This window comes from Vibrio sp. vnigr-6D03, assembly GCF_002835515.1.
In the GTDB taxonomy this organism is placed as follows: domain Bacteria; phylum Pseudomonadota; class Gammaproteobacteria; order Enterobacterales; family Vibrionaceae; genus Vibrio; species Vibrio penaeicida.
Genome location: NZ_PIZL01000001.1, coordinates 652,645 through 679,431 on the forward strand (window position 1 = coordinate 652,645; position 26,787 = coordinate 679,431).

General features: G+C 44.6%; 22 protein-coding genes. 4 read left to right on the forward strand and 18 right to left on the reverse strand.

Annotated elements, in window-relative coordinates; translation table 11 throughout:
* Window positions 1–102: 102 nt before the first annotated feature.
* Window positions 103–945, forward strand: a complete 843-nt coding sequence (locus CW749_RS02855) for a DUF6279 family lipoprotein (RefSeq protein WP_101110439.1) — start codon at window positions 103–105, stop codon at window positions 943–945.
* An 88-nt stretch (window positions 946–1,033) separates the two neighbouring features.
* Here CW749_RS02855 and CW749_RS02860 read toward each other — a convergent pair whose 3' ends face one another.
* The 3 genes from CW749_RS02860 to CW749_RS02870 all read right to left on the reverse strand — a co-directional run bounded on the left by CW749_RS02860 (window position 1,034) and on the right by CW749_RS02870 (window position 3,007).
* Window positions 1,034–1,600: a pyridoxamine 5'-phosphate oxidase family protein gene (locus tag CW749_RS02860; protein ID WP_101110441.1), complete on the reverse strand. Its 567-nt coding sequence runs from the start codon at window positions 1,598–1,600 to the stop codon at window positions 1,034–1,036.
* Window positions 1,601–1,706: 106 nt separating this feature from the next.
* Window positions 1,707–2,075 carry a DUF4440 domain-containing protein gene (locus CW749_RS02865; RefSeq protein ID WP_101110446.1) on the reverse strand — a complete coding sequence of 123 codons (369 nt, stop codon included), beginning with the start codon at window positions 2,073–2,075 and terminating at the stop codon, window positions 1,707–1,709.
* A gap of 107 nt (window positions 2,076–2,182) precedes the next feature.
* Window positions 2,183–3,007 (reverse strand): NAD-dependent epimerase/dehydratase family protein, encoded by an 825-nt coding sequence (locus CW749_RS02870; protein ID WP_101110448.1) that lies wholly within the window; start codon window positions 3,005–3,007, stop codon window positions 2,183–2,185.
* A 721-nt stretch (window positions 3,008–3,728) separates the two neighbouring features.
* Here CW749_RS02870 and CW749_RS02875 point away from each other — a divergent pair.
* Together CW749_RS02875 and CW749_RS02880 are read left to right on the forward strand one after the other, a co-directional pair.
* Window positions 3,729–4,700 carry a hypothetical protein gene (locus CW749_RS02875; protein WP_101110449.1) on the forward strand — a complete coding sequence of 324 codons (972 nt, stop codon included), beginning with the start codon at window positions 3,729–3,731 and terminating at the stop codon, window positions 4,698–4,700.
* Window positions 4,701–4,781: 81 nt separating this feature from the next.
* Window positions 4,782–6,527: a HEAT repeat domain-containing protein gene (locus CW749_RS02880; RefSeq protein WP_145997820.1), complete on the forward strand. Its 1,746-nt coding sequence runs from the start codon at window positions 4,782–4,784 to the stop codon at window positions 6,525–6,527.
* Here the strand turns inward: CW749_RS02880 and CW749_RS02885 are convergent.
* Window positions 6,521–7,711 carry a sugar efflux transporter gene (locus CW749_RS02885; protein ID WP_101110454.1) on the reverse strand — a complete coding sequence of 397 codons (1,191 nt, stop codon included), beginning with the start codon at window positions 7,709–7,711 and terminating at the stop codon, window positions 6,521–6,523. The two genes, CW749_RS02880 and CW749_RS02885, sit on opposite strands and share 7 nt — an antisense overlap.
* Window positions 7,712–8,260: 549 nt before the next feature.
* Between CW749_RS02885 and CW749_RS02890 the strand changes: the two genes are divergently transcribed.
* Window positions 8,261–9,154 carry an AraC family transcriptional regulator gene (locus CW749_RS02890; protein WP_101110456.1) on the forward strand — a complete coding sequence of 298 codons (894 nt, stop codon included), beginning with the start codon at window positions 8,261–8,263 and terminating at the stop codon, window positions 9,152–9,154.
* 8 nt (window positions 9,155–9,162) lie between these two features.
* On the opposite strand, the gene CW749_RS02895 is transcribed toward CW749_RS02890, so the two are convergent.
* The 14 genes from CW749_RS02895 to CW749_RS02955 form a co-directional block, all read right to left on the reverse strand.
* The gene (locus tag CW749_RS02895) at window positions 9,163–9,699 is read right to left on the reverse strand and encodes a nucleotidyltransferase domain-containing protein (protein WP_101110458.1); all 537 of its coding nucleotides are present in this window, start codon (window positions 9,697–9,699) and stop codon (window positions 9,163–9,165) included.
* 2 nt (window positions 9,700–9,701) lie between these two features.
* Window positions 9,702–10,667, reverse strand: coding sequence for a D-2-hydroxyacid dehydrogenase family protein (locus CW749_RS02900; RefSeq protein WP_101110460.1), 966 nt, complete (start codon window positions 10,665–10,667; stop codon window positions 9,702–9,704).
* Between the two features lie 11 nt (window positions 10,668–10,678).
* Window positions 10,679–11,005, reverse strand: coding sequence for a hypothetical protein (locus CW749_RS02905; RefSeq protein WP_101110464.1), 327 nt, complete (start codon window positions 11,003–11,005; stop codon window positions 10,679–10,681).
* A gap of 137 nt (window positions 11,006–11,142) precedes the next feature.
* Entirely contained in the window at window positions 11,143–13,503 is a 2,361-nt protein-coding gene (locus tag CW749_RS02910) for an ATP-binding protein (RefSeq protein WP_101110466.1), read from the reverse strand.
* A 382-nt stretch (window positions 13,504–13,885) separates the two neighbouring features.
* Window positions 13,886–15,223, reverse strand: coding sequence for an SAF domain-containing protein (locus CW749_RS02915; protein ID WP_101110467.1), 1,338 nt, complete (start codon window positions 15,221–15,223; stop codon window positions 13,886–13,888).
* Window positions 15,224–15,259: 36 nt separating this feature from the next.
* Entirely contained in the window at window positions 15,260–16,960 is a 1,701-nt protein-coding gene (locus tag CW749_RS02920; protein ID WP_101110468.1) for a dihydroxy-acid dehydratase, read from the reverse strand.
* Window positions 16,957–17,892 carry an NAD(P)-dependent oxidoreductase gene (locus CW749_RS02925; protein ID WP_201796987.1) on the reverse strand — a complete coding sequence of 312 codons (936 nt, stop codon included), beginning with the start codon at window positions 17,890–17,892 and terminating at the stop codon, window positions 16,957–16,959. The genes CW749_RS02920 and CW749_RS02925 overlap by 4 nt, the downstream gene beginning before the upstream one ends.
* 414 nt (window positions 17,893–18,306) lie before the next feature.
* The gene (locus tag CW749_RS02930; RefSeq protein ID WP_101110469.1) at window positions 18,307–19,968 is read right to left on the reverse strand and encodes a GMC family oxidoreductase N-terminal domain-containing protein; all 1,662 of its coding nucleotides are present in this window, start codon (window positions 19,966–19,968) and stop codon (window positions 18,307–18,309) included.
* Window positions 19,969–20,268: 300 nt separating this feature from the next.
* Window positions 20,269–21,228, reverse strand: coding sequence for a LysR substrate-binding domain-containing protein (locus tag CW749_RS02935; protein ID WP_101110470.1), 960 nt, complete (start codon window positions 21,226–21,228; stop codon window positions 20,269–20,271).
* 48 nt (window positions 21,229–21,276) lie between these two features.
* The gene (locus CW749_RS28565; RefSeq protein ID WP_343232519.1) at window positions 21,277–21,690 is read right to left on the reverse strand and encodes a TRAP transporter large permease subunit; all 414 of its coding nucleotides are present in this window, start codon (window positions 21,688–21,690) and stop codon (window positions 21,277–21,279) included.
* 27 nt (window positions 21,691–21,717) lie between these two features.
* Entirely contained in the window at window positions 21,718–22,746 is a 1,029-nt protein-coding gene (locus CW749_RS02940; protein WP_343232515.1) for a TRAP transporter large permease subunit, read from the reverse strand.
* The gene (locus CW749_RS02945) at window positions 22,743–23,297 is read right to left on the reverse strand and encodes a TRAP transporter small permease subunit (RefSeq protein ID WP_101110473.1); all 555 of its coding nucleotides are present in this window, start codon (window positions 23,295–23,297) and stop codon (window positions 22,743–22,745) included. Before CW749_RS02945 ends, CW749_RS02940 begins: the two co-directional genes overlap by 4 nt.
* 109 nt (window positions 23,298–23,406) lie before the next feature.
* The gene (locus tag CW749_RS02950; protein WP_101110475.1) at window positions 23,407–24,444 is read right to left on the reverse strand and encodes a TRAP transporter substrate-binding protein; all 1,038 of its coding nucleotides are present in this window, start codon (window positions 24,442–24,444) and stop codon (window positions 23,407–23,409) included.
* 390 nt (window positions 24,445–24,834) lie between these two features.
* Window positions 24,835–26,289 carry an NAD-dependent succinate-semialdehyde dehydrogenase gene (locus CW749_RS02955; protein ID WP_101110477.1) on the reverse strand — a complete coding sequence of 485 codons (1,455 nt, stop codon included), beginning with the start codon at window positions 26,287–26,289 and terminating at the stop codon, window positions 24,835–24,837.
* Between the last annotated feature and the right edge of the window lie 498 nt (window positions 26,290–26,787).

Here is a 26,787-nt window from a genome sequence, read left to right on the forward strand (position 1 = left end):
CTAATACCCCTATAAATCAGGGAACACCAATTGATCTCTGCTGTCGTAGAATAAGTATATTTATACATATCCCCCTCAATTACTCGTTAGCAAGGAATCGCTATGTTTTGGAAACGTCTTTTGCCTGTTGTATTCGCATTTGGGCTAATTGGATGCACAACCAAATTCGTATACAGCAATTTGGATTGGATTGTTCTGGAATACATAGATGATTACGTTTCTCTTAACTCGGAACAAGAAGATGTTATTGAACTTAGCTTGCAGCAACTGAGTGAGTGGCACAAAACTCAAGAGCTCCCTGCCTACATAGAACACCTCAACGAGCTCGAATCGATGGATCCAGAAACCGTCGATGCTGCCTATGTTTTTATGCATACCGAGAAGTTTAGACAGCACGCCAGGCGAGTGATCGCGAAAGCCTCACCAAACCTTTATGCACTAGTCAGCCAACTTGATCAAAAGCAAGTCGATGAATTGCTAGAAAATACGGCGAAAGAGCATGAAGAATACCGCGAAAAATACAAAGATATGGACGAAGCGGAGATCCGAGAGGTGTATCAAGAGAGAATGGAAGATAATCTCGATACATGGTTAGGGTCGCTTTCAAGCAAACAAAAGGCGATCATCAAGTCGTGGTCTGAAGACGTTAAAATTACAAACTTCGATTGGGCAGATCACAACGACAAAATGTACATTGAGATGGAAACCTTGTTCAATCGCCGCGACGAAGTCCAGTACTTTCAACCTATGTTTATTCGCATCCTAGATGATCCTGATAGCTTTTACACCGATTCACTCAAAGCAAAGCTGGAACATAATCGACAATTAGCCAGCGATAAAATCGCACAAGTGATTAACTTAATGGATAACAAGCAACTGGCTCACTACAAAGAAGAAATAGCGGACTGGAGAGAGATTGCTCAAGATTTGGCAGCAGTAAAATAATGCTCTTAAGAACCGGGGTTAACACTGGGTTTTAAGGTTGGATTAGGCAGGTAAAAATCAGCGCTCCAGCAATGCTGGAGCCGATTACTTAAGCTTCTTTTGATAACCCAGCACGTTGCGCTATCTCAGTCTCGAAGCCATCGATACTTTTCTGGTTCTTCTTCAACCAATACTTCTCAACGCCTTCTTTTCCTTGTCTCTCAGACCATTTAGCCAATTCATCTCGGTCTGCAACATAATCGTAAAAAGGCACCGACATCCCACAAGAAGATTGCACTAGATTTATATCAAGTAGGAAGATTTGTCGAGTTGCGACGCTTGGGGGAAATTTCCCGACGTATGTGTCCCAGTCAGAATCTCCCTGATGCAGCACACGTGCATGCCCATACGCTCGTAAAATCAAAGGTGCACCTTCGAAAGCACAAAACATAATCGTCATTCGAGGGTTTTGAATAACATGAGACGCCGACTCATTTCCGCTGCCCGTTAAGTTTTGCCAAGCAATGGTTTTATTATCAATCACTCGAAGAGAGTCTCCGCCTTTAGGCGATACGTTCACGCTACCTGTTTCGCTGGCTGTGCCGACAAAATACATCTTTTGCTCGGCTATGAATTCAATATGCTTTTCGTTTAACTCTGAAAATTGCTTCCCCATTTTCACGATTCCTTGTGTTTAACTTATACGGCTTTGTGTTCTTACCTGATGGCAGTACTGACTGCTTTGCTTCAATACAGTTTACGCCCCTAAGCCTAAAACAAGCTTAACCCTTAATTTCAAACTCTGGGCATAACGTCCCTTGATGGTAAATAAGTTGCCAACTCTCTCCAGAGAAAGTCCAAACTGACGATCGTTTAGCGTAATCAAAATAACCGCCTTGTTGATCCTGCAAAGCTGTTTTATAAAGCAGTAATTGAACAGATGGTTTAAGCGTGACACACAAAAAATCCTGAGAGTGAATCACAGGTTCAGATTCGTCGTTCATTTCTTCTAACACATCATCAAAATGATAGGTTATCCCTGTTTTCCCAACTTCGACAAAGTCGGGATGCAACAGCCTACTCACCTCATCACGGTTATTTCTAACACTAGGTTGATGTAAAGCCGTTTCTTGCTCTATGAGTATTTTCACGTTACCTCCATTGGCTTACTCACCTACCACTTATCTATCAAGAACGTATACTCAATCCGCCAAATATAGAACGGGCAGTACCGAGGTTTGCATTATTTTCTTTCATTTTATTCAAGCACAAGCTCATTAGAAATGTAATCTCTAAGTCTATGTTTTGGGATGAAACTTTGGTGAATTGGCAATTTCAAATTCAAATGCTCAATATCCAATGCGTCTTGCCCAAATTGTTTCTGAAACTCCGTTCTATTGCATTCTATGATCTCAAGGACAACCCCACGTTGCTTCAACATCAATGCATATTCAAGTGGGCTGTACCCTTGCTCTTCAGCGACAAAAATATCGGAATCGTCACACTCTAAAAATGCTAACTCACCATAAAACTCAGCAATGTCTTGAACATGCGCATATTGATTGAAGCCAGTAGAAGGCATCGCAATATTGACCTGACCCGATTCATAATCCCTTATGATTCTTTTTAGCTGACAATGTTCACCGCCATAAATCAAACTGGGGCAATAGACAATTTTCCAACCAACATCCCTCGCTTGTTCTATCGTTTTTTTATCTGGCTTTACGATATCAAAGGGCTTGAGAATACTTTCTTTCAATTCCTGTTCATTTGCATGTCCGAAAAGCCAAACACCAGAAGTATGAATTTTTACACCTTCGGCTTTACAGAATTTATTGAGTATTACCAGCGTTTCTTGCTCAATAAGAGCGATATCATGCGGCGAATACTCAGACCAATGAGGTCTTGCGCAATTCACCACCAAATCGAAAGAGTGGTAAAAAGGCGTGTCTGACGAATACACCCCATTACGATGAGACTGACCTTCTCTCAAGTACCGGAACACGCTATGTCCAAGTGACTCCATATAACGAACAACGTGCCGACCAAGATATCCGTTAGCACCTGAAACTAATACGCGCATTTTTGAAGTATTCTCCTTAGAAACTAAAGACAAGAACTATTCACTAGATGTGCTCATCATCAATTAGATTTCCATAAAAATCAAAATAATATACCCAAATAACCTCAAGGCACGGATTTTATTTACTTCTTCGTATATCAAAATCATTTAACTTTTAGAGAAAAAATCAAATTTTAAAAATCTTAGGGGAAATAAAACCACTATAAATTGAGGGTTATAAGGAATAAATATTGATTTACCATTAATATATTGAATTAAAATCACATTAAATATTAATAAATTTAAAAAACAATAAACAACAACACACATAGCTAGATTGTTTTTTTCATTTACTATTACTAAACACTTTATTAACCTTAATATTAACGTAATGAAATACAGGTAAAGCTAATAAACAAATCAAGATAAATATAGTTATTAATATATATTTTTTATTTGATTTCACTCACATTAGTTGAAATATATTCAACCATTTAATTTCCAAAGAGAATTAAATAAAAGCCTTTATAATCAATAAAATAAAATACCATCCAAAGTATAGGCTTATTATCTTAATTATAATAAACAACAAGTTAGCAGCCTGTTGACTGAAATATAAATCTGACTAGGTTAAATGGATGTTTGAAATGCAGTTTTCAATTTAGAATATTTACACTTTTATTGTTATTCAAACATTGGTCGCTTGACTTTAGCTTACAGGATTAATATTAAGGATAAGACAATGAAGAAAGCCTCAAATATGGCATTGGCTGTCTGCGGTACCTTGGCAATAGGGATATTTTCTCTCCCTGCCTACGCTGGCACTGTTAATGCTGGAACCGTTTTAAACAAAAATCACTCAGCAAACGTGCATAACGTTGTAGGTCGGTTCCAACAAACGCGGCATGCCTCTGGTTATGTGACGTATACAGGAGGGAAAATACTAGGAAATACAGACAACAAGTTCACTGTAAACGTAGGTCCGCATAATACGCAAATAGGCACTGTTTTTGGAAATACTAACCTGTCGTTTAACCCCCAAGAACTCAATTGCGTGCGTGGGCTGCATCTATCTCTAACCGTGAATGCAACTACCCCTCTTTCGATCAGCCCAACATGTAACGCTCTATTAAAGGCAGACATTAAACGCACGTTTTCTCACACGATTGCCGCTCCTGAAGTCCCGATTCCTGAAGTACCAATCGATCCAGCTGGCGTATTCAAGCTGGGCGTAAAAATTGGCGCTGTATTGAAAACAGGGGCAGATTTCGCTGCAGGTCTTGAAGTGGGTGGCTTTGACAAACCAAACACGCCAATCGAAATAAATGGTCAGCGTCGACCAGACTTTGTTTACGCGTCTGTTCGCCCATTTGTAGCGGGTGATGCGACAGCCAAAGGCTATGCCATGCTGAATTTTGGCGTCAAAACTATAGAAAAAGGCGTTAAAGGTGCGATCAACCTAGTGAATGTTGGCACAAAAGCGCATGCAGAGGCTGGCGTAACCTACAAAGAAGGGAGCTCGACGGATTTTCAGTACTACACGCGGCTTAAGTGGGATGCCAGTGCGAAAGGCGGGAGTGGAAACATAGGATTGTACTGTCAGGTGAAATTGTTTGGCATTTGGAACATTCTTAATGCAGAGACAACGCTCATCAGCTGGTCTCCAATATGGGAATTCAGTCACACTATTTACGATAAGACTAAGTATATATAAGACTCAAAGCGGGAGCGAGCACACCGCTCGTTCCCTTTTGGTATGGTGAAATTAAGTGATACATCGATTGAGGGGGGAGACATGAAACGGGTAATTTTATTGCTATCTCTGGGTATTGTTGCGGCTGTAGGCGCATCAGTATTTGTATTTCAGGAAGAACCTGAAACGCAAGATAACTCCGAGAGTATTCCAGTTTATACGCCCGAGAAAAACAGCGAACCGGCTTCCATCTCAACCATTGCCAAAAGTGCAGAAGAGCAAGAATCCGATCCTGTTTATCGCTATCGTGTGGCTCTCACAACAACCATGAGTAACCCAAAAACGCAATTGGGTGAAATGACGTATAGATTCAATATGGCTTTGAAACCGACAGACGATCAGCCAAATGTGTATCTAGGACAAATATACAACATTCAATGGGCAGCCGACCCACAAGGGGAAGATCGCCCAAAGCGCCTTACGTTTACCGCTCAATTTTCTCAGGGGTCTTTTGAAAACATAGATTTACTGGGGCTAAACTCTTCTCACCCACTGACCATTATCAATACCACACTGACTCAGTTTTCTTACTTTTCGGGGAGTAAAACACTCGCCCTAGCAGATGGAAAGCACCGTTTTTACTTCGCCCGACAAAATGAATCTAGCCTAGAGCGAGACTGGCTTGGGGCTGTATCCGACTCGCAGAGTTATCAGGTAATCGAACAGCAAGATAAATGGAAGTTAACTCACGATACTGCTGGCTTCCCGCAAACATTAGCGCATACCCACACGCGTACCGTCGATTATGAGAACCAGAAACTGACCGTTGTTCAACAGACCAATATTTCACCGTTAAAAAGCACGACAGCGCTCAATTGGTCGATGAACCAATACGCAAGTAACGTTAATCAACATTTAAAAGGGTTAGACGTAGCTACTGCAAGCAATAACGAGGCAGTGAATGAAGACAACTTTGTGGAACAATTCGAATTGTACGCAGGTTCCCCCAACCTAGACAGCGCCCATCTTATTGGCGCTTATCTGGCTGGTCAGGGTTTTAACACCGTGAAAGATTGGCTTCAGAACCAAAACCTAACGGACGACCAACAATCGCTTTTAATCTTTGCGCTGGAGCGCTCACAAAGCCCAGAAGGGGAATATATCCTCTCACAATTGATAGAAGACAATTCATTAGATGAAGAAAACCGGCTACGCGCTATTATGTCGATATCCAAAATGGGGGATGTGAATTCAATTCATGCGCTGCAAGCGTTGGAAGCTGCCAGCGACAACAGCAATCAAATCATATCTGAAACGGCCTTGCTCAACATTGGCATTTTAGGAAGCCAATCCGAGTCTTTACGCAGCGACGTCTCCCAATATCTAAGTAAAAACTTGCAGTCAGAAGAGGCGTCTTATCTCACTTTGGTTTCCATTGATAATCTAGACGATCGCACACTTGATAGCCAAGTATCCAATTATTTAAAAAGCGAGCATTTTGATGAAAGGATGGTGGCTGCGAGGGTATTAGCTAGAAACCCTAAGATGAAGCAAGCACTTCGTGAACAAGCCATAAAAGACAGCAATCCAAATGTAGTGCGAGAAATAGTGAACGCACGTTTATCTACACCAGACTTGCTGCCTTTTGATTCAAATTATCAGCACCAACTTCGTAAGCGGATTATGAGTGGCGACATTCCGACACCGACAAAAGAAATGCTATTTGAATATCTGATGTCGGGTTCCCAAAATACGCCGGAAAATCAGGCGGTCGCAGAAGCTCTGTATAAAGAAGCAGAGCTGTCTGAGTCCACAAGACAAAAGCTCGCTAGCTTACCCAATCAATAAGCGGGGGCAATACCACGGGTGCTGCGATTTCTTAGCGCAGCCATACCCAAGAAAACCAGCCCTAATACGGTTCCACCCAAGCTTAAATAAAACGTGCTGTAATAGTTGTACATTCCGCCAACAATGCCAATGGAGATGCTCGCCAACAGCGTACTTCCTTGCAACACGTTTGAGAATAATGTGGATGCAACACCAAGCTGGTCTTTCATCATGTCTTGTAAAATGACCATCCCTAATGAGGCCGTAATCCCAACGAATATACCATTGCAAATCTGCATAGCGATCAGTTGCCATACTTCTGTTGCTTTAATAATGCCAATGAAAAACACCATGCCACAAACCAAAGCAACCCCAACGACTCGGTTCCCACCATATTTCGCTGCCAACCAGCCAGCGGCAAGCATAATTGGGATCTCACAAAGCGCTGCAATACCCAAAAAAGTACCTGGTAAGCTTTCACTTAGCCCTAATTCTTTGGTGATATACAAAGGCATCGCAGTTAAGTACAAACCATTAGCAAAAAAGGTCATCAGCATGGATAAGCAAAACAACACAACCGATGCTCTTTGATACCAAGGAATTGCAGTGGCCGCATCTTCTACTTTTTCCTCTTTCATTTCCCCGTCAGGAAGGAAAAAGAAGACAATGGCAATTGTAATTACGATCATTCCCGCAGACATCAAAAAGGTCGCTGAGAATCCATATTCCGCCTTAATGATGAAAGCGATTGGCGGCCCGAATACCCACGCCAGTGCCATTCCTGCTCTCAAGGTAGACAAAAATGTCGTCGCTTGATCATTTAAATGCCTATCGGCGTATTCACGTGCCAACGCAAATGCCTGCCCATAAATCGCCCCAGTCACACTGCCAAATACCACTGAGATGGCTACCGCTAAGTAATAATCGCGGATGAACGAAAAACCAAGCACCGTAACTAAGTAGCCACAAAATGAAACGAGCAGTATTCGTTTTCTTTTCCACCCTCTGTCTGAGCGGTAAGCAATAAATTGAGAGACCACCACGGAGCTGAAAACAGAGAGCACTAAAAAGGCACTCAGCATTGCGGGCGTGGCATTTAACGCTTCCACCATAAATAGGCTAGATAAGGGGAAGAAAAATGATCCACAAAGCCCAGTCGCGAATGTCGTAAACAAGAACAGAATTGCGGTTCTATTTGTCCACATAGCAAGATCCTCACTGCTGCACCCTTACGTACAAAAGGCACAATGCATTGATATTAATAAGTTTAAATTTAAAAGAGTGGCCGCTCTATGTATTTAGGTGCGCAGGAAACATAAATTCTGCGTACCGGATGTATACCCAAGTAACCTCAAGATGCTAGGTTCAGCGAGAGTTAACTGGCTTTCAGGCAAGGCATCGATTTGAAGATCTAGTGGTTCTAAATCAAGAATCGATAACGCAGTATGAAAGCCAGTTAAACTCGCCCTTGGGAGCCGATATTCTGTCCCACTTCATCGTCTAAGAACTTGGAAAGGACTCGTCATTCCGCTGCATTCTTTTCCTTGAATTGAAACAGAATATGAGGCTCTGAATCCTGCACCTTGAGATCACTTGGGTATAAGTGCAATAAGTCTACTGAATATAATGCACATGATTGGTAGAAATCTGTCGTGTGTCGATACTATTCATTCAAAATACCATTACACTTTGACAGCCTCATACAGTAATGGGTATATAAGTCATTAAGTAAGCAGCCCTAGAAAGGAAAACGAATGAGACCTTTTGTTGAAGCCATTGGGGATAAACCTCATTTCAATTGGAAAATCCGTGAGTATGTCTGTGACGTGCCTAAAGAGGGCTATGCCTGTGCGTGGCACTATCATGTGGAATATGAACTGGTCCTTTATCGAGACCCAGGGGATTGCTTTGAAGGTAATTTTTTTGCAGGCGATCACATTGGAAAAGTCGACCATAATACCCTACTGCTTTTTGGGCCTGGCTTACCTCATATGCTTTCGGGTCGGTCGTTTGCGCATGCCTCTCAACCACATAACACTTTAATTTTGTGGTTCACTCAAAGCTGGATAGACAATTTGATCAAAGCCGCACCAGAACTCGCTCATATCAAACCCATGCTTCACCGCTCTTATCACGGTCTTGAGTTTTCTAAAGAAATGGGGGAAATACTGTTTCACAAAATGAAAGACCACCGAGTACTTTCTGCCCACCAGCAACTTCTTAATGTGATTGATGCATTAACACAGCTAGCGGATGATAAAACAGCTTCATCACTATCGTCGTCAAGCTATGGTATCGAACAAGCAATGCAGCCGGATGAAAGCTTTAGTCGAGTTGAAGCTGCAAGGCAATTCATTGAAAGCCATTACCATGAACCGATAAAAATCAGCGACTTTTGCAAAACGCTTCACATGAGTGAAAGCTCGGCTTATCGGCTATTTGAAAAGCATTTCAAAGAAAGCTTTTCGGAGCATTTAAAGAAATTTCGAATAGGTAAGGCATGCGAATTGTTAGTCAATTCCGATATTCCGGTATCACTCGTAGCAGAGCGCTCGGGATTCAATAACTTGTCTAACTTTAACCGCCAATTTAAAGAGAAGAAGCAAATGACCCCATCCGATTTTAGGGGCCAGTTTATCCGCAAATAAAATTCTAATTAAAGCTGTTTAGCCAGTCGCTTTAGATACCCTTTAGCTAAATCTTTATCGCCTCGACTAAGCCACTTAACACAGTCAAAGAGTTCCCAAATCAGTCCGTCATCGCCATTCGGGAAGACCGGAAAGTTCTCATGTTTAGGCGCTGGTTGGTTCGAGATTCTACTTGGAGTTACAGAGCTTTTATCAAACAATATCTTATAAGGTTTACATATCTCAAATTCTTCAGATACATCTAGTATGTGAATTTCAGCACTTGTCATATCACCAAATAAATATTTGCGAAAACATGCTTTGTCATTGTGCTCACCCGATAAACAATAAAAAACCTCTTTCCCTATTACAAACTGTTCGAATTGATCGCTATTATTCTTATGAAAATTGTTGGTACTAAATACAACGATATCTGCGTCCGATACTCTATCGCCAGTCCCACCCGCTAACGAACCGACCAATACTGCCGCCAGTACATCCGGTGACTCTTGAAAGGATGTAACTGCATCTTTAATTAACGCTTCTTGCTTATCCAAACACTGCATGATTACCTCTTAGCGACCAGATTTTGCGGATTTCCATTTGCAAACGCGATCACGTTCTCGAATGCGATCTTAAAGTACAACTCATAGCTGCCTTGTTCCACATAACCTAAATGAGGGGTTGCCAGCACATTAGGTAGCGCGATTAATGGTTCATTTTCTGGAGTAGCAGGCTCACTCTCAAATACATCAAGAGCAGCAAATTTCGACGGCTCACAAGTAAGTTCTGCAAGCAAAGCGCCCTGCTCTACCAGTTCTGCACGGCTGATATTCACAAATAACGATCCTGATTTCATCGCCGATAAATCGGATCGGTTTACAATTTCTCGCGTGGCATAATTAAGCCTTAAATGCAAAGAAACAATATCTGCACTTTCAAAAAATGACTGCTTAGATTCCGCAGCATCAAAGCCATGTTCTATCGCCTTTGTCCTAGAGGATTCGCTTCCCCAAACCAAAACGTCCATTCCAAACGCTTTAGCGTATTGGGCAATACGCTGACCAATTTTTCCGTAACCCCAAATACCTAGCGTTTTACCATGTAAGGTTTGACCTAACCCTAATCCGGACTGTTGCCAAATCCCTTGAGAAAGCTGGGAAACGTAAGAGGGAATATGACGGTACGCCGCCATAATTAGCGACCAACAAAGTTCAGAAGGGGCAATGGGTGAACCTTTTCCTTCTGCGATATCCACACCATATTGATGGCAAAGATTAGGATTAATATGATTACTGATTTTCCCTGTTTGGCTGATCAGTTTTAAGTTTGGCAACTTCGAAAGCAACGCTTCCGTCATCTCAGTACGTTCACGTATTAAAATAAGCGCTTCCACATCGACAATGTTTTCAGCCAGCACCTCCGGATCTTTGATCGTTTCATTCAATACGATAACGTCATGCTCTTTCAGGATGTGAAAACACGCCAAATCTTTTACAGCATTTTGATAATCATCCAATATGGCTATTTTCATTACGTTCCCTTTTAACTGAAATCGAATTCTTGGTTATACAGTTTGAGCACGTTCACTAAAGGCTCTTCCCAACCCAAGCATTCTTTTAGCTGAGCAACAATGCCTTCCACATACTGCTTTTCAATGTTGATTTCTATTTTCATCAATGGGTAGTTTTCAACATCGCCAATCGCACCAAAAACAGGGCTAGACCCTAATAGCGCACGGTGCGAACCGGTCACAGAACCAATCGCCCAACAATGATCGTAGTTACCTATTCTATCGACACCCGACTCATGCAGCGTGCTCAACACTTTGTCTTTTTGGTCTGGCTGACAGAAGATTTCCAGTTTGTACATTCAGGTTTCCTTATTTTCAAGCAAAGCAAGGGAGGACTATGTATACCCAAACATGAGGTTGCTTAACTTTCGTCATTTACAATGTAAATTCAGATACAGAAAAGGGGCTTTCGCCCCTTTCAAATTATGTTATTCGGCTACTTACGCAGAGCATTCAGCTTCGCTTGTGCTACACCAAATACAGAATCGATTGGGTAAGCGCCTTCATCGCCCAATTCGCCTGGTTGTTTGCCCGTAAAGAGTTCTACAGCTTCGGTCACATGATCAATTGCCCAAATGTGGAACTCGCCTTTTTCAACCGCTTCTACCACATCGGTACGCAGCATCAAGTTATGGACGTTCGATTTTGGAATGATAACCCCTTGATTCGGTGAACGTCCTTTGATCACACAGACATCAAAGAAGCCTTCAATTTTCTCATTCACGCCACCAATAGGCTGAGATTCACCAAACTGGTTCATGGAACCTGTAATGGCGATATCTTGTCGGACGGGCAGTTTAGAAAATGCCGATACAATGGCGCAAAACTCCGCCATACTTGCGCTATCTCCATCTACGCCGCCATAAGATTGTTCAAACGTAATATGCGTGGTTAACGGGACTCGAGCGGTTTTGCCAAATACAGAGGCGAGGTAAGCCGAAAGAATCAACACGCCTTTTGAGTGAATACTGCCACCCAAATCGACATTACGCTCAATATCAATCACCTCACCGTCACCGTACGCTGTTGTCGCCGAGATTCGGTTTGGTGCACCAAACATATGATCGCTCGTGCTGAGTACGGAAAGCGCATTCACCTGCCCAACCGCTAGCCCTTCGGTATGAATGAGCGTGGTGCCATTGGTAAAGCTTTCCATAACGCTGTCTTTTAACCTGCCGACACGCATCTCTTGGCTCGATAACGCTTGCTCTACATGGCTCGCACGAATCAAGTTGGATTTGGCAGCACGAGCAACATAGTTAGACTCTCGTAGCAAGTTGGCAATATGAGCAGAATGCAACGAAAGCTTGGTGCAATCGCCCGCACGGCGGGAGCTATGCTCAATGATTCTGGCAATGGCTTTTTTGTCGCAATGCAGCATGCCGTTATCGTGCACAATGCTAGAGATAAAGCGCGCGTAGTGAAGCTCGGCTTCAGGGGTTCGCGTCATCTCGTCTTCAAAGTCTGCCGTTACGCGGAACAACTCTCCAAACTCAGCATCGTAGTGTTGTAAAAGTTGGTAGGTGCGGTAATCCCCGAACAAGATAATTTTCACATCCAGTGGAATGGGTTCTGGATCAAGCGAAACCGCCCCCGTAAGGGTCAGCTCTTTCTCTAACGAGGTTAAGCTTAACTGTCGAGCACGGAGTGCACGTTTTAAACCATCCCACACATAAGGCTGCTCCAGCACTTTAACCGCATCCATCAGCAGTACACCACCATTGGCTTTATGGAGGCTACCCGCTCGGATAAGCGAGAAATCGGTAAAGACCGTGCCTTTGAACGTAGCCGTTTCTGTGTAACCAAACAGACTATGGTAGTTGGGGTTATCTTCCACAATGATGGGGAAGTTTTCGTCTTTTTGGCTCACCAACACATTAATCTTGTATCGGCGTGGTAACTTCTTGTCTAGAGAGGCGGTAGCAACTTCGCCTTGCTCGTTTGCTTCTTCTAAGAAAATATCGACGTTTTCAACGATGTCTTTTTGCAGTTCACCCAGATATTTCTTCACTTCTGTGAATTCTGAGTAATCTTTCTTAAGCTGCTTGATGAAATGACTGATCACATCGAGCGTTACATCGCTGTTCAGCTTTTGGATTTTCTCGGTATACGTTTCTTCCCACTCGGTTAGCTGGCGAACCATGGTGCGCAACGAGATTTCTAACGAATCGATGGTTTTATCGAAGTAGTCTTGCTCTTTTGGCGTTAACTCATCAAAGGATTCTTCGGTATGTAAATCTTCACCGTTCATGGCAACAAATTGGTAATCGCCCTGATTGGTTATGGTTAAGCTAATACCACGCTCTTTGGCATCTTTACTGATGTCTTCAAGCTTTTCTTGTTGCTTCGCCGCAAGTTGGTTTTTTAGCTTGTCGGCACGGGAATAGTAAATCTCGTTATCGAAAGCCAACGGCATCGCTTTGACCAACTTGGTCATCAGCTTTTCGATGTCTTTGCTTAAGTTTGTTCCCACCCCCGCAGGCAGCTTAAGCACTTTGGGTGTGCGAATATCATCGAAGTTCGCGACATAGCACCAGTCGAAGGTGGACTCATTATCCACTGGGTGGCGGTTTAAATAACGTAACACCATGGTTCGCTTGCCTAAACCATTTCGACCAATGGCGTAAATGTTATAACCCTTTTCTTTGATGGACATAGCGAATTCAACGGCTTTTTGAGCGCGTTCTTGCCCAACAATTTCATCAATCGGTTCGATATTCTTAGTTGAAGTGTGTTCGAAGTCTTCGTTTAAAGCATGTACATACAGATCGTCTGCGCAAAGTTCTTTGATTCCCATAACGACTCCTTTCACTAGATTTTAATTCTTGTTTTCTCGATCAAATGACAGAGCCCAACTAGGCTATGTGGCGACAAAAGGGTGACAAATTTTAGCCACCTATATTCAATAAGTTAGCATAGAGAAAACGCATCGGGTGTGGGGCAACTATCATAAAAGGCAATTCCAGCGATCGTTTGCACAAAATATAACCAACTGCCGCTAGAATTGCATTTTTGTTAAATGGGGGTTTTGGGTGGCGAAGCTAGGAATTAGGTGAATTCTTTAGCTTGATCGTTTTGTCCCTCTGCAGTTTGTTTACTCAACTGTAGAAGGACAGATCCTATTATCTGGCAATTAACTCTCGTATCGGTATTAGACAAAGCAAAAAATGCCTGTCTTACTACACGTATTGTTGCTCAATCTCTTTACGAAGTTTATAAGCGGCAGTTGTCGTATTGATATCTACGTCATCCCATCTCACTGGTTGACCTTCCTGGACTGCGTTCTTCAAGATGACATTATGCGCAAGACCCAACGGCAAATATCGGTTTTCAACGGAGATTGAGGCTGGGCGCAATCCTCCCGAAACGGTGTAACCTCCTTCACCATCGAGTGTTTCGCCGACAGCGAGATTTCGTTTTGCAATGGCGACAACGTCCGCCCTAAAAGATGTGGCGAAGCCAGTCGCCTCTTTGCGTAATCCAACTGATGCAACAGAAATGGCAAGTTCAAGCCCGATCAAATGCCAACGTTTATGATTTACCATATACCGACCGGAAGGATCGGTGACCACTTTATATTCTTCAAAACAGTTTTTATGGTAATCCGTGTCTGCTTCGATACATACCCAAACACCTTTTCGAATGTCATTTGGGATTTGCTGCCCGTCCAATGTTAGACAAGACACAACTTCTACCATTCCAGCGCGTTCGAGAACACCGCCAAGCTCTTTAGGACGCATGAGCGTGGGGATGTCATCGACGGATCCTGGAGGGAAGAGCAATCCATTCGTCGGGACATCCAGCCCTGTACCATTTGCAATGGCTGCCGATTCAATAGCAGGCTTTGAACCATCTAGAAATGCATTAAACATCTTGGGATTCAATCGACCTCGTTTTGCCTGTTCTGCGGTCAACCCCCAATGCTCCCAGACAGTATCGGGCGTAGAGTGGCGATAATGAGGTAACCATTTATGTCCCCGTCCTGCAGCAACCACCTTGAATCCGCTGGCTCGAGCCCAGTCTACCAACTCACAAGCTAACGCAGGCTGATCCCCATAAGCCATGCTGTAGACGACACCTGCCTCCTTGGCTTTTAACGCCAACCCAAAGCCACAAAATGCATCAGCTTCAACCGTCACATTGATCACATGTTTATTCTGACGAAAAGCACCAAGACAGTGCTCGACAGCAGCCATTGGATTGCCTGTCGCTTCGATGATTATTTCTATTTCAGGCTGATCTATAAGACGACGCCAATCATCGGTCACATGAGTCGTCCGTTTACTTACAGCCTCTCCTAAATTAACAGCAGAGTAGGATTCTTTAGACCAGCCTACGAGTTCGAGATTCGATTGAACAGCACATGGTGATAAGTCTGCAATTCCAACCACGTGAATACCAGGCAAGCGTGTGACTTGAGACAAAAACATGGTCCCAAATTTACCCCCCCCGATCAATCCGACCTTAATGGGTTTGCATTCTTGTTCACGCTGCTTGAGTTTGGCGAAAAGGTTCATCTTGGGTTCCTAGAAAATTATATGTTGAGGAAGGCATCAGGAATCAGCTGATGTATGACGAAGGAAATCAAAATCACAACCATCCGGAGCCTGTAAAACGGTTTTGCTATATAGCGCCCGATAGCCGCGCTCTGGTATCTCCAGAGGTGCTTTATTTTTCAAACGCATCTCAATGGTCTTGTCGTCGACCAATAGTTCTATTCGTTTCTTGCTCACGGAAAATTGAATGCGATCTCCATTTTCAACTGCCGCTAATGGACCACCGACACCAGCTTCTGGTGAAATATGGAGAACAATGGTTCCAAACGCTGTTCCGGACATGCGCGCATCTGATAGGCGTACCATGTCTTTCACACCTTTTTGCGCGAGTTTTTTGGGAATGGGGAGGTATCCGGCTTCGGGCATGCCAGCCGCTACTGGTCCTGCGTTTTTTAATACGAGAATATCATTGGGTTCTACATCAAGATCAGGGTCATCAATGCGGTTTGCAAGATCTTCCAAATCCTCAAAGACAACGGCTCGCCCCTCCACTTCAAACAGTTCAGGCGTTGCTGCCGCACGTTTGAATATCGCGCCGTCTGGGGCAATGTTACCTTTCACTGAAATCAAACCTCCTACACTGGAAATCGGCTCGTCGAGTGATTTGATATAGGTCCTATCAACCCAGTTCATCGGTTCTTCAAGGAGCTCCCCAAGGGTTTGCCCAGCTACGTTGACGGTATCAAGATGAAGCAGGTGCTTTATCTCATGCAATACGGCCTGCAGACCTCCCGCGGCATAGAAATCTTCCATATAGCCTTCACCAACAGGTTTCAAATTAACCAGAACAGGGGTTTCATCAGAAATTTCGTTGAGTCGCTCATCAGAGATCTTTACACCCAAGCGACCTGCGACAGCCGTTAAATGAACGATCGCATTGGTTGAACCACTGATGGCCATAAGGACTCGAAAGGCATTCTCAACGGATTTTTTAGTAATGATTTCACTAGGAAGAATGGGGTTATCGATAAGTTGGACTATAGCGTGACCTGTTGCTTCAGCCGCAACCAAACGCTCTGAGTGTACCGAAGGAATCGCCGCGGTATTGGGCAATGACATCCCAAGTGTTTCAGCAATGCAAGCCATCGTACTTGCGGTGCCCATAACCCCACAGGTACCAGAGGTCGTTGATAGTTTGCCTTCAATTTCAGAAATTTCTACTTTATCAATTTCGTTGGCACGATATTTCCCCCAAAAACGACGACAATCGGTACAAGCCCCTAAACGCTCACCTCGATGACGACCCGTTGACATCGGTCCGGTAACCAATTGAATCGTTGGAATATCAGCGGAAGCAGCCCCCATTAATTGAGCGGGTACCGTTTTGTCACATCCACCGATCATGACCACGGCATCCATCGGCTGAGCGCGTACCATTTCCTCTGTATCCATTGCCATGAGGTTCCGATAAACCATGCTGGTAGGGCTGAGAAAAACTTCGCCTAATGAGATGGTTGGGAATGGTCGAGGAAGAGCCCCAGCAGCGAGAACGCCTCTTGACACCGCTTCTACGAGCTCAGGCATGCCCCGATGACAGCTATTAAACCCTGAAGGGGTCATTGCGATACCGACAATGGGTTTATCCAGCATTTCTTTTGAAATACCCATTGAACGTGCAAAAGATTTACGCAAGTAGGTCGCAAACTCTTTGTCACCGTAGTTGGTTAGGTTACGTTTTAATCCATGCTCTTTTGTCATTTTGAATCTCCTTCCTTACTACCAGAGCGAAATTTGACATCAAGCAGGTCTTCAAAGACGCGCAGCATTGCGCCTTTATCTTTTGCACCATGTCCATTGAGTAACGCCGTTTGATAAGTTGCTGTTGCGGCTGATAAAACGGGTGTGGGTATTTGATATTGAACCGATATTTCGGCCCCACTAATCAAATCTTTGTAGGCATGCTCTAGGGGGTATCCTTTGTCAAAGATCCCTTTCAATACATTAGGGATGAAGAATTCTGATGCATAGCTTCGCCCGGTTCCGCTATTAACAACGTCACCGACTTTAGTCGGGTCAAGCCCAAGCTTAACGGACAGTGGAAGGATCTCTGCTAAAGCGGCAGCGTTGATATCAAAGAGCAGTTGATTAATGAGTTTGGTGAGCTGCCCACTGCCTACTGGTCCCATATACATGATATTTGAGGCGATACTGGAAAATAGCGGTTTAAGATCATCAATTAAACTTTGCTCGCCGCCACACATGATGGTCAGAGTGCCATCTTCAGCACGAGCCCTCATACCGGATACAGGCGCATCAACAAATTTCACATCAAGTGAAGAAAGCTTCTCTGAAATAGAAATCGTAGTGCTATATTCGACGGTACTAGTATCAACAACAATCGTTCCCGGACGTAAAACGTCAGCCAATCCATCTGAACCAAAAAGAACCTGTTCGACAACGTTAGCGCTAGGTAAGCACAAGAAGATAACGTCTGCATTTGCGACATCCTGTAAATTCCTTGTAATAGTCACTCCAGATGACTCTAAAGGCTGTCGAACCGATTCGCTTCGACAATGTGCAATTACCTCAAAGTTTGAAGCCAGATTGACGGCCATAGGACCGCCCATTTGACCAACTCCTACAAAACCAACTTTCATCAACGTACCTCTGTTCTCTTCATTGCTATCCATTACCTGATCATAAGTGGTAAGGAATAACTCCCGAAGCGTTCAATAACGATGCCCCCGTTACCGAAATACGTTGCCAAGATTGCCAGTGTCAGGTTTTGAATGTTTACAAGAATGGTATGCCGATAACGCTCGCTGAGTCGTGCATTGCCTACATAGATTAAATTTTGTTCTTGAAAGAACAGGCATTCCCGTGAATCGAGAAATCGGTATATGGAGAGAAATACAGTTGGTTATTTCGAAGGTCTAGAGAGTGGAGATCACACAAAGAATGGAATCGCGTTAATTGCTATGTACCCGTGGGTGACGAGCAGGACTTTATCACTCCATCCAGATCATCTCCTAAAAGCCGCTGCGGTAACGCCGAACAAAAGGTCCTTAAGCACCGTGAGACTTAAAGACCGATCAACCGAGAGTTTATGTCTCTTCTTTTTTAATACTATTTTCGATTGGCGCAAGGGGGGTAAGCCCTCTAATCATATCAGAAGCCTTTTCTGCGATCATAAGTGTCGCCGCGTTGGTATTTGCCGAAGGCATTGTTGGCATTATGGAAGCGTCGACAACGCGTAACCCTTGAAGCCCATGAACTCTCAGCTGAGCATCCACAACCGCATCGGGGTCTGATTCGGGTCCCATTCGTGCCGTACCAATGAGGTGATAGACTGTCGTACCATTTTTGCGTGCAAAATCTAATAATTCATCGTCTGTCTGTTCGTTATCCCCCGGTGCCGTCTCATGATCAAAGTAGGGACCCAGCGCAGAAGTACGCATTAGCCGTCTGGCAAGGCGCATTCCCGCCAGTAAAACTTTTTGATCCCTTTCGTCCGCTAAATAATTAGGCTGTACAAGGGGAGCGTCAAATGGGTTAGCGGAACGCGCACGGACGAAACCAGTGCTTTCTGGCCGCTCCTGCCATACGCCTGTAGTCATACCCGACTTTTTATCAAGCAGGCCTACCACCCCCTCGCGAAAACTCGCTGGCGAGAACACAAACTGCAGATCGGGTTTGTCCATCGTCTCATCTGACTTCCAGAAAACATGGGCTAGAGAAGGACTTACCGCCAATAGGCTTGGCTTTCTAAACAACCAGCGGGCAATTTCCAGCAGCAGTGGTGGTCCCTGAACCATATTATTTATCGTACGGATACTTTTGACACGTGACACCATTCTCACCGCATAATGATCACGCAAATTGTTTCCAACGCCCGGTAAATTATGCACCACTGGAACACCAAGTTTAGCTAACAATTCTGCGTCGCCGACGCCTGAGATTTGGAGTAATTTTGCAGTGTTGATGGTTCCAGCAGAAACGATAACTTCACGACGCGCCATTACCTCGTACGACTTCCCCGAGGGACCACCTTGCATATAACTAACGCCAACCGCTCGCTTACCTTCGAATAGAATCGCTGTCGCCTGAGCGTTGGTGCGCACCTCAACACCTGGTCTTTTTTTAGCCGTTCCCAGAAAGGCGCGAGCCGATGAAATACGAAAACCTTTGTTGATACAGCGTTGGTAATATCCTACGCCATCTTGACGCGCTCCGTTATAGTCGGGGTTTTCGGGAATCCCAAGTTCTTGCGCACCTTTAACGAACGCTTCTGATACAGGATGGTGCCAATCAAGATCGGTTATTGGTAATTCCCCTTTAAGCCCGCGGTATCGTTTGTCACCTTTGCCTATCTTGCGCTCTGAACGGCGAAAGTAGGGAAGCACCTCGCTGTAAGACCAACCCGGATTTCCAAGCTCTGCCCACAGGTCAAAGTCTGCACTTTGTCCTCGGTTGTGGTTGAGCCCGTTAATGGAGCTTGAACCTCCCAGTACACGCCCTTGGGGCAGAGAAAATCGACGCCCAGCAGTGCCTTCACTAGCCTCCGCCTCAAAACCCCAAGTAAGTGTTTTCGAATATACATTCTTTATGTAGCCAGCAGGAATGTGGATTAATGGATTGATATCGCGTGGTCCAGCCTCAAGTAGACAAACGGTAGCGCCATCCTCGCTTAAGCGATTGGTGAGTAGCGCTCCAGCTGTTCCACCACCGATGATGACGTAATCAAAAGTTTCTTTAACAAGGGGCATATGCGATCTACCTAACTGTATGAGTAATTGAAATGGCTATAAATCGACCGTTTTTTATTTCATTTAAGAATTGCAAATTTTGTTTCCCTTTACCAATTCCCAATAAAGAGGGTGGACATATCGGCTCACGATCTCTGCTTAAACTCAGTCGTAAATTTCGATGACCACTAGTTGATATAGTCAGTAGCGAAGGACAAGCATAGAAATACCCTGCCAAAAATGCAGTCTGAAGACGCGCTGAAAAAGGTATCCATCAACTAAAAATCAGCCGATAAGATTGGTGGAATATTCGAATAGTACTTACGAGGGTTCGGGGGCAAGACATTCAATCAGGGTCCGCGCCACCACCGGCAATGATTTGTAATCCCTGAAACCCAGTATCAGTGAGCGTTTTGCCCATGGTTCGTCGAGTTTAACCGCGGTGAACGTTCCCATTTCGAGGAAAGGAATAACCGCACCTTCAGGCAACACTGCTAACCCCAGCCCTGCTTCGACCATACGTCGAATACCATCAAAACTCAGTACTCTTACACGAAGCTTTAGCGGCTCCTCCAGCGAGGAGGCTTCATGTAAGAGCTGGTTTTGTAATGAACTGCCATCTTGAAGACCTACTTGATTGTAGGCGGCTATGTCAGCCAGCTTTAACTTCTCATGCCCTTCCAAGGGATGCCCTGAAGGCAGGATGACCATAAGCGTGTCGTGTCGGTATACACGTGTTTCCAGATCTCCACTATCCGTATGACCAGAAAATATACCTAAGTCGGTAAGCCCCTCTCGAATGCCATCTATGATGATCTGGCTGGTTTCCTCACGCAACTCTATTCCAACCTCTGGAAATCGCTCCACATAACGAGATATATCTTCTGGGAGAAACTGCGTAATACTCGACGTATTAGCCCACAACCGCACCTGTCCACGCATGCCGTGTGTAAACTCGCTCAATTCGGCGTCCATATCCTCCATAAGCAGAAGAACACGCTTTGCATGGCGCAGCATTGCCTTGCCAGCCTGTGTGGGCTCCACACCACCGCGCAACCGATAGAGTAAATTAACGCCTACTCGAGCTTCAAGGTCCGAGATCCGCTTACTTATGGCTGACGCCGCTATGTGATTAATCCGCGACGCCTCTGCGATATTCCCTTGTTCAGCCACACTCACAAACAAGCGCAAGGTAGTGATGTCGAAGTTCGCTGTCGAGGATCTCGTACCGACTATTGCCACATTAAGCCTCCGGTCTAAAGGTGTCGATTCCTTATTCATAATAGCAACGTACCTCAAATGAGAACAAAGATATAACTGCCCTTAGTTTTATTCCTGCAAAACTCTAGGCAACCAAAGCGCAATATCCGGATAAGCAATCACGAGCGCCAGACCGAAGAGCTGCAACATGACAAACGGAATGATCCCTCTATACACTTCGTTAATCTCAACCGAGGGCGGTGCCACCGCTTTCAAGTAGAACAGCGCGAAGCCAAAGGGGGGAGTTAAAAATGAGGTTTGAAGGTTCATTGCTAGCAAAATCGCAAACCAATAAGTCACTTCGATTTGCGGCATATGATCGCCGAAATCAAGTTGCGCAATGATTGGTGCAAAGACTGGCAGCACAATTAGGGTGATTTCGAGCCAATCGAAGAAGAATCCAAGAATGAACACGAGCCCCATAATTAGGAACAGGAATCCCCAAGACCCAAGACCAAGTGAATGTACCAGTTCAATAACAATGTCATCACCACCAAGTGCACGGAATACCTAGCTGAAAAGTGTTGCCCCAATAAAAATGCCGAAGATCATGGCATTTGTCAGCATGGCACGTTCAACAACCTCTGTAAGGGTGCGACCAAATTGATGCAACTCTTTTGTAAAGCCACTGCCAATAGCATGGTTACCCATATCAACATCAGTATTTGTATTAAAGCCAGCGACTTCGGAGACACCCATCACGGGCAAGATCACGAGGTTGATAAAACCGAGCAGGATAGCCCCCATCGCACCGACACCTGCCGCTTCTGTAGGAGTCGCAAAACCGCCAAGGATAGAGCCGAGCACTATTGAAATGAGAAGAATAGGAGGCACAAAGCTACGTAGCACCATCACGAGTACAGCCACTAGATTCTGTGGGCCAACATCAGCATCCAGCATAGGGGCTAACTTAGGGTTTAGCGTACAACGTATGACGATGTATGCGATATAGAGTCCAGCCAGTAAAAGACCAGGGAACACTGCCGCCATAAAGAGATCACCAACTGAACGTGAGAGCAGGTCTGCCATGATCACCAACATGATGGATGGCGGGATTAAAATCCCTAGGGTGCCTGAGGCAGCAATAGTGCCCGTCGCTAATTCGTGATTGTATTTGCGCTCGATCATCACTGGTAACGCTAGCAGTGTCATCATGATCACTGATGCACCGATGATGCCGGTCGTTGCAGCAAGGATTGTCCCCATTAATGTCACACCAAGCGCAAGACCACCTGGTACGCGGCGCAGTAGTACCTGGAGACAATTTAAAAGATCTCGGGCTACGCCTGATTTTTCTAGCATTGTCCCCATGAAAATGAACATCGGAATCGCCGTTAGGATTGCATTTTCGAAAATGCTTCCAAATATACGTGAGGGCAGTACTTTGAATTGAATGGGCAAAAATTCCTCTAACCCAATACCAATTAAGGCAAAACCAAGACCGACACCTGCAAGGACAAAAGTAACGGGTAATCCTGTGAAGAGTAATAAACCAAGCACTGCGAACATTAGCAGTGGAAGCACTTCAACCAACGTCATAGTTCTTCTCCACTCACGGCTTCCATGGAAAGGTCGCCACGGAGCGCAGCGAAGATCTTAATGAGCTTAGAAAGACCTGCAAAAAAGATGAGTACAAAAAGAATAACGAGCCCGCTTTTCAGGATCCATAGGTCAGAAAGCCCATTTTGTGATTTTGATATTTCACCGGAAATATATGATTTTACCGTGTAAGGCCAGGCTAGCCAGATGCCCAATAGTGAGTATGGAATGACTGCGGTTATAAGACCAATGAGTTCAATCCAGAGTTTCGTTTTTAACGAGAAGCGAGGTCGAAAAAGATCAACTCGAACGTGAGCGTTCTTGTGATAAGCGTAACCAATCGAAAAAACAATGAGAAAGCTATGCAGCCAGTATTCTGATTCTTGGATCATCGTAGAATTTATTCCGGCTGGTTTGGGAACGCCGAAATAACGCGTGACCACATCATAACAAACTGCAACGATCAAAATTACTCCCAGCCATCCGCCAAACATCGCTAGGAACCTCATGACTCGGTCAATAATTTCAGAAAATCCGATAAAAAATTGCAAGCTACCCCTCCAGGCTATTTCACCAAAACGTTTCTTTAATAAGCTCTGTTTCAGCTTAGAAAACAAAGACCGACTTCACGACGGTCTGATCTTGTTTTTTACGAAGTGACTAGAGGTAACCCAGTTTCTTCCACACTGCATATTCTTCTCTGAATTGGTCGAGATTATTCCAGACTTTCTCGAACTCAGGATTAGCAGCCTTTTCTTCGGCAAGAACTGAGGCCCAGCCGTCTCTTAGTGCATCAAGCATCTCGTCATTCCAGCGGTGTGTTATTACGCCTTTTTTCTTCATTTCAGCCAGCGCGGGAGCCTGAATCGCCTCGCCTTCCGCATATTGAGTGGCAATGTTAGATCGACAAGTGGTTTCGATTATCGCCTGCTGTCGTTCACTCATGCTATCCCACTTCTTTTTGTTAACCAGCAGTTCTTGGATCGTGGATTGTTGATGCCAACCTGGGAAGTAATTATGTTTGGCTGCATTGTAGAAGCCGAGCTTGAGGTCAATTGCGGGCATAGAAAATTCAGTTGCATCAATGGTACCGCGTTCGAGAGCGGGAAAAATATCACCGCCGGCTAACAATTGCGTATCAACACCAAGTTTCTGCATGACCTTAGCGCCAATGCCGTAGAAACGCATTTTTAATCCCTTGAGGTCTTTCGGGCTGTTAATTTCCTTCTTGAACCAACCAGAAGTTTCTGGGGAATGGATGCCACAGGTAATACTCTGAATACCATATTTATTGTAGATTTCGTTCTTCAACTTATCGCCATCGCCGTACCACATCCACGCAAGGTATTCACCCGCTTGAGGGCCGAAGGGAACAGTGGCAAAAATGTTCAATGCAGAATTCTTTGACCCCCAGTAACCAGAAGTAGACCAACCTGCATCAACAGATCCATTTGACACGGCGTCGAAAATTTCTAGTGCTGGAACAAGCGCACCAGGTTCAAAGAACTTAATCTTTACTTCGCCACCGGATATTAGGTTGACGGTATCCGCTACACGCACACCAGCCGTGCCAAGCTGGGTTAGAGATCCAGGGTACACCGACGGCATATTTAATTTCACAGGATCAGCCGATGCAAGTGGGGCAAATAGCGCCGAAACTATTGCAGAAGCAGTAGCTATTTTTTTAATACTCTTCATGAAAACGTCCCTATTAACTTTTAAGAAATTCTTTAGATGAAACTGCGTCATCTACTTTTAAATATACGTCAGTTCACAATACTTCCGAACAAACCATCCGGAATGGCGGGCATCGTATTTCGTGATGGATGAAAAATTTGATAAATAGAAGGCAGGGGGTTAATCATATTGATAAATGGAAGGTCGTAAGAGTAGATAGACAGAGATAGGTTGATAATGATCAACCTCTTATCTCAGGGAGTTTGGATAAAGGAGGTGGGAACACTTTGTTCAGATTCAGACAAAATTAATAATAAGGCTTTTCTTTCATTTCCTTACTGGGTAGTAACTAACAGCTTAACTGCCAACACCCCATTCATTGGGATGCTGGCGCACTAAAGAGTCAGATTATCAATTTACATCACCGAGACAGATATATTTGAGATCTGAGAAGTCATCAAGACCATAACGGGAACCTTCACGCCCAAAGCCTGATTGCTTAACGCCACCGAAGGGACCAACTTCGTTTGAAAACATGCCAGTATTTACACCAACAATACCCACTTCAAGCGCTTCTGCAACACGCCATACTCTTGACGTATCACGACTAAAGAAATACCCAGCGAGCCCCGTTTCTACGGAGTTCGCCTTTTCTATCACGTCTTCTTCCGATTCAAAGCGAAACAAAGTGACCACAGGACCGAAAATTTCTTCGCGCGCGACTTCCATATCTTGGCCGACATCTGCCAGCACAGTAGGTTCATAAAAACCACCGCCTAGAGAGTGCCTCTGGCCACCAGCCAGCAGGCGAGCGCCTTTGGCTAAAGCATCTTCAACCAGGTCTGATACTTTCTCGACACCAGCTTCATCGATCAAAGGACCGATTGAAACATCACGATCTAGACCGTTCCCTACTTTCATGTCGAGCACCTTCTCAGTAACTCGTCGTGCAAATACTTCATAGATCGAATCATGAACAAAAACGCGGTTAGCACAAACACATGTCTGACCCGCATTACGGAATTTGGACACCATTAATGCGTCGACAGCCTTTTCCACATCCGCATCTTCGAACACTATGAATGGCGCGTTGCCACCCAATTCAAGCGATAGTCGCTTAACAGTTGGTGCTGCTTGCTGCATGAGTAAGCGCCCGATGGGCGTCGAACCAGTAAAAGTAATTTTACGAACAGCCTCATTGGAGGTGAGCTCTGTCCCGATAGCCCTTGCCCCACCAGTAATCACGTTAAACACGCCTGCAGGGATGCCAGCGCGTTCACCCAACTCCGCGAGAGCAAGAGCGGAGAATGGTGTTTGCCCAGCAGGGCGAAGTACAACCGTACAGCCCGCTGCAAGTGCCGGTGCAACCTTTCGTGTCACCAGTGTACAAGGGAAATTCCACGCAATGATCGCACCACACACACCTACAGGTTGGCGTATAGCAAACAAGCGTTGGTCTCCCTTCGTTTGAGGTATGACGTCACCATATTGACGACGCGCCTCTTCAGCAAACCAGTCGAGAAAGGAAGCAGCGTAAAGAACCTCTCCACGTGCCTCTTCAAGTGGCTTGCCATTTTCGAGGGTGATAATCATTGCGAGATCATCGATATACTCCATTACTAGATCGTACCAACGGCGTAATATCAAACCGCGTTCTTTTCCTGTTTTCGCCTTCCAATCAGGCCAAGCCGCCTCAGCTGCTGCAACGGCATTTTGGGTCTCAGCTCGACCTAAGTCAGGAATAGAGCCAATACTATCGCCGGTCGCAGGGTTTTTCACATCAATCACACTCTGCACTCCTGCATCAGTCCAGTTGCCATTGATGTATGCCTGTTGGCGGTAAAGCTGTGGGTCACTAAGCTGCATAAAACAATCCTATGAGTGAATCCGCCATATTCTGTCTGGCGAATTAGATGAGTGATTATGCAGTTAGGATAGTGCCCTTCAATTCTATGTACCATTATTGCTTCGGTATGCCCCCCATCGTGAAACTTAAGGATAGAAAGGAAGGTATTAAAATTGGTTCACGGGAAATAATCGCAAAAGCGGTAAAAAGACGCAGCACGTTGTAATTTTGGCGGACGCCGCCGCGGTCATCGGCGTGGCGATTGCACTAAGAGGGTATATTTGAATGGTTCTACGGTAACTTCGATTATTCAACGGCTTTTTGAGCGTATTCTCGCCCTACAATTTCATCAGTCGGTTCGATATTTTTAATTGAAGTATGTTCGAAGTCTTCGTTTACAGCATGTACATACAGAACGTCTGCACAAAATACAACCAACTGCCGCTAGGGTTGCATTTTTGTTAAATGTTTTATTTGGGGAAAAACCGTTGTCATTTTTAAATTTACGTAAGTCTAAC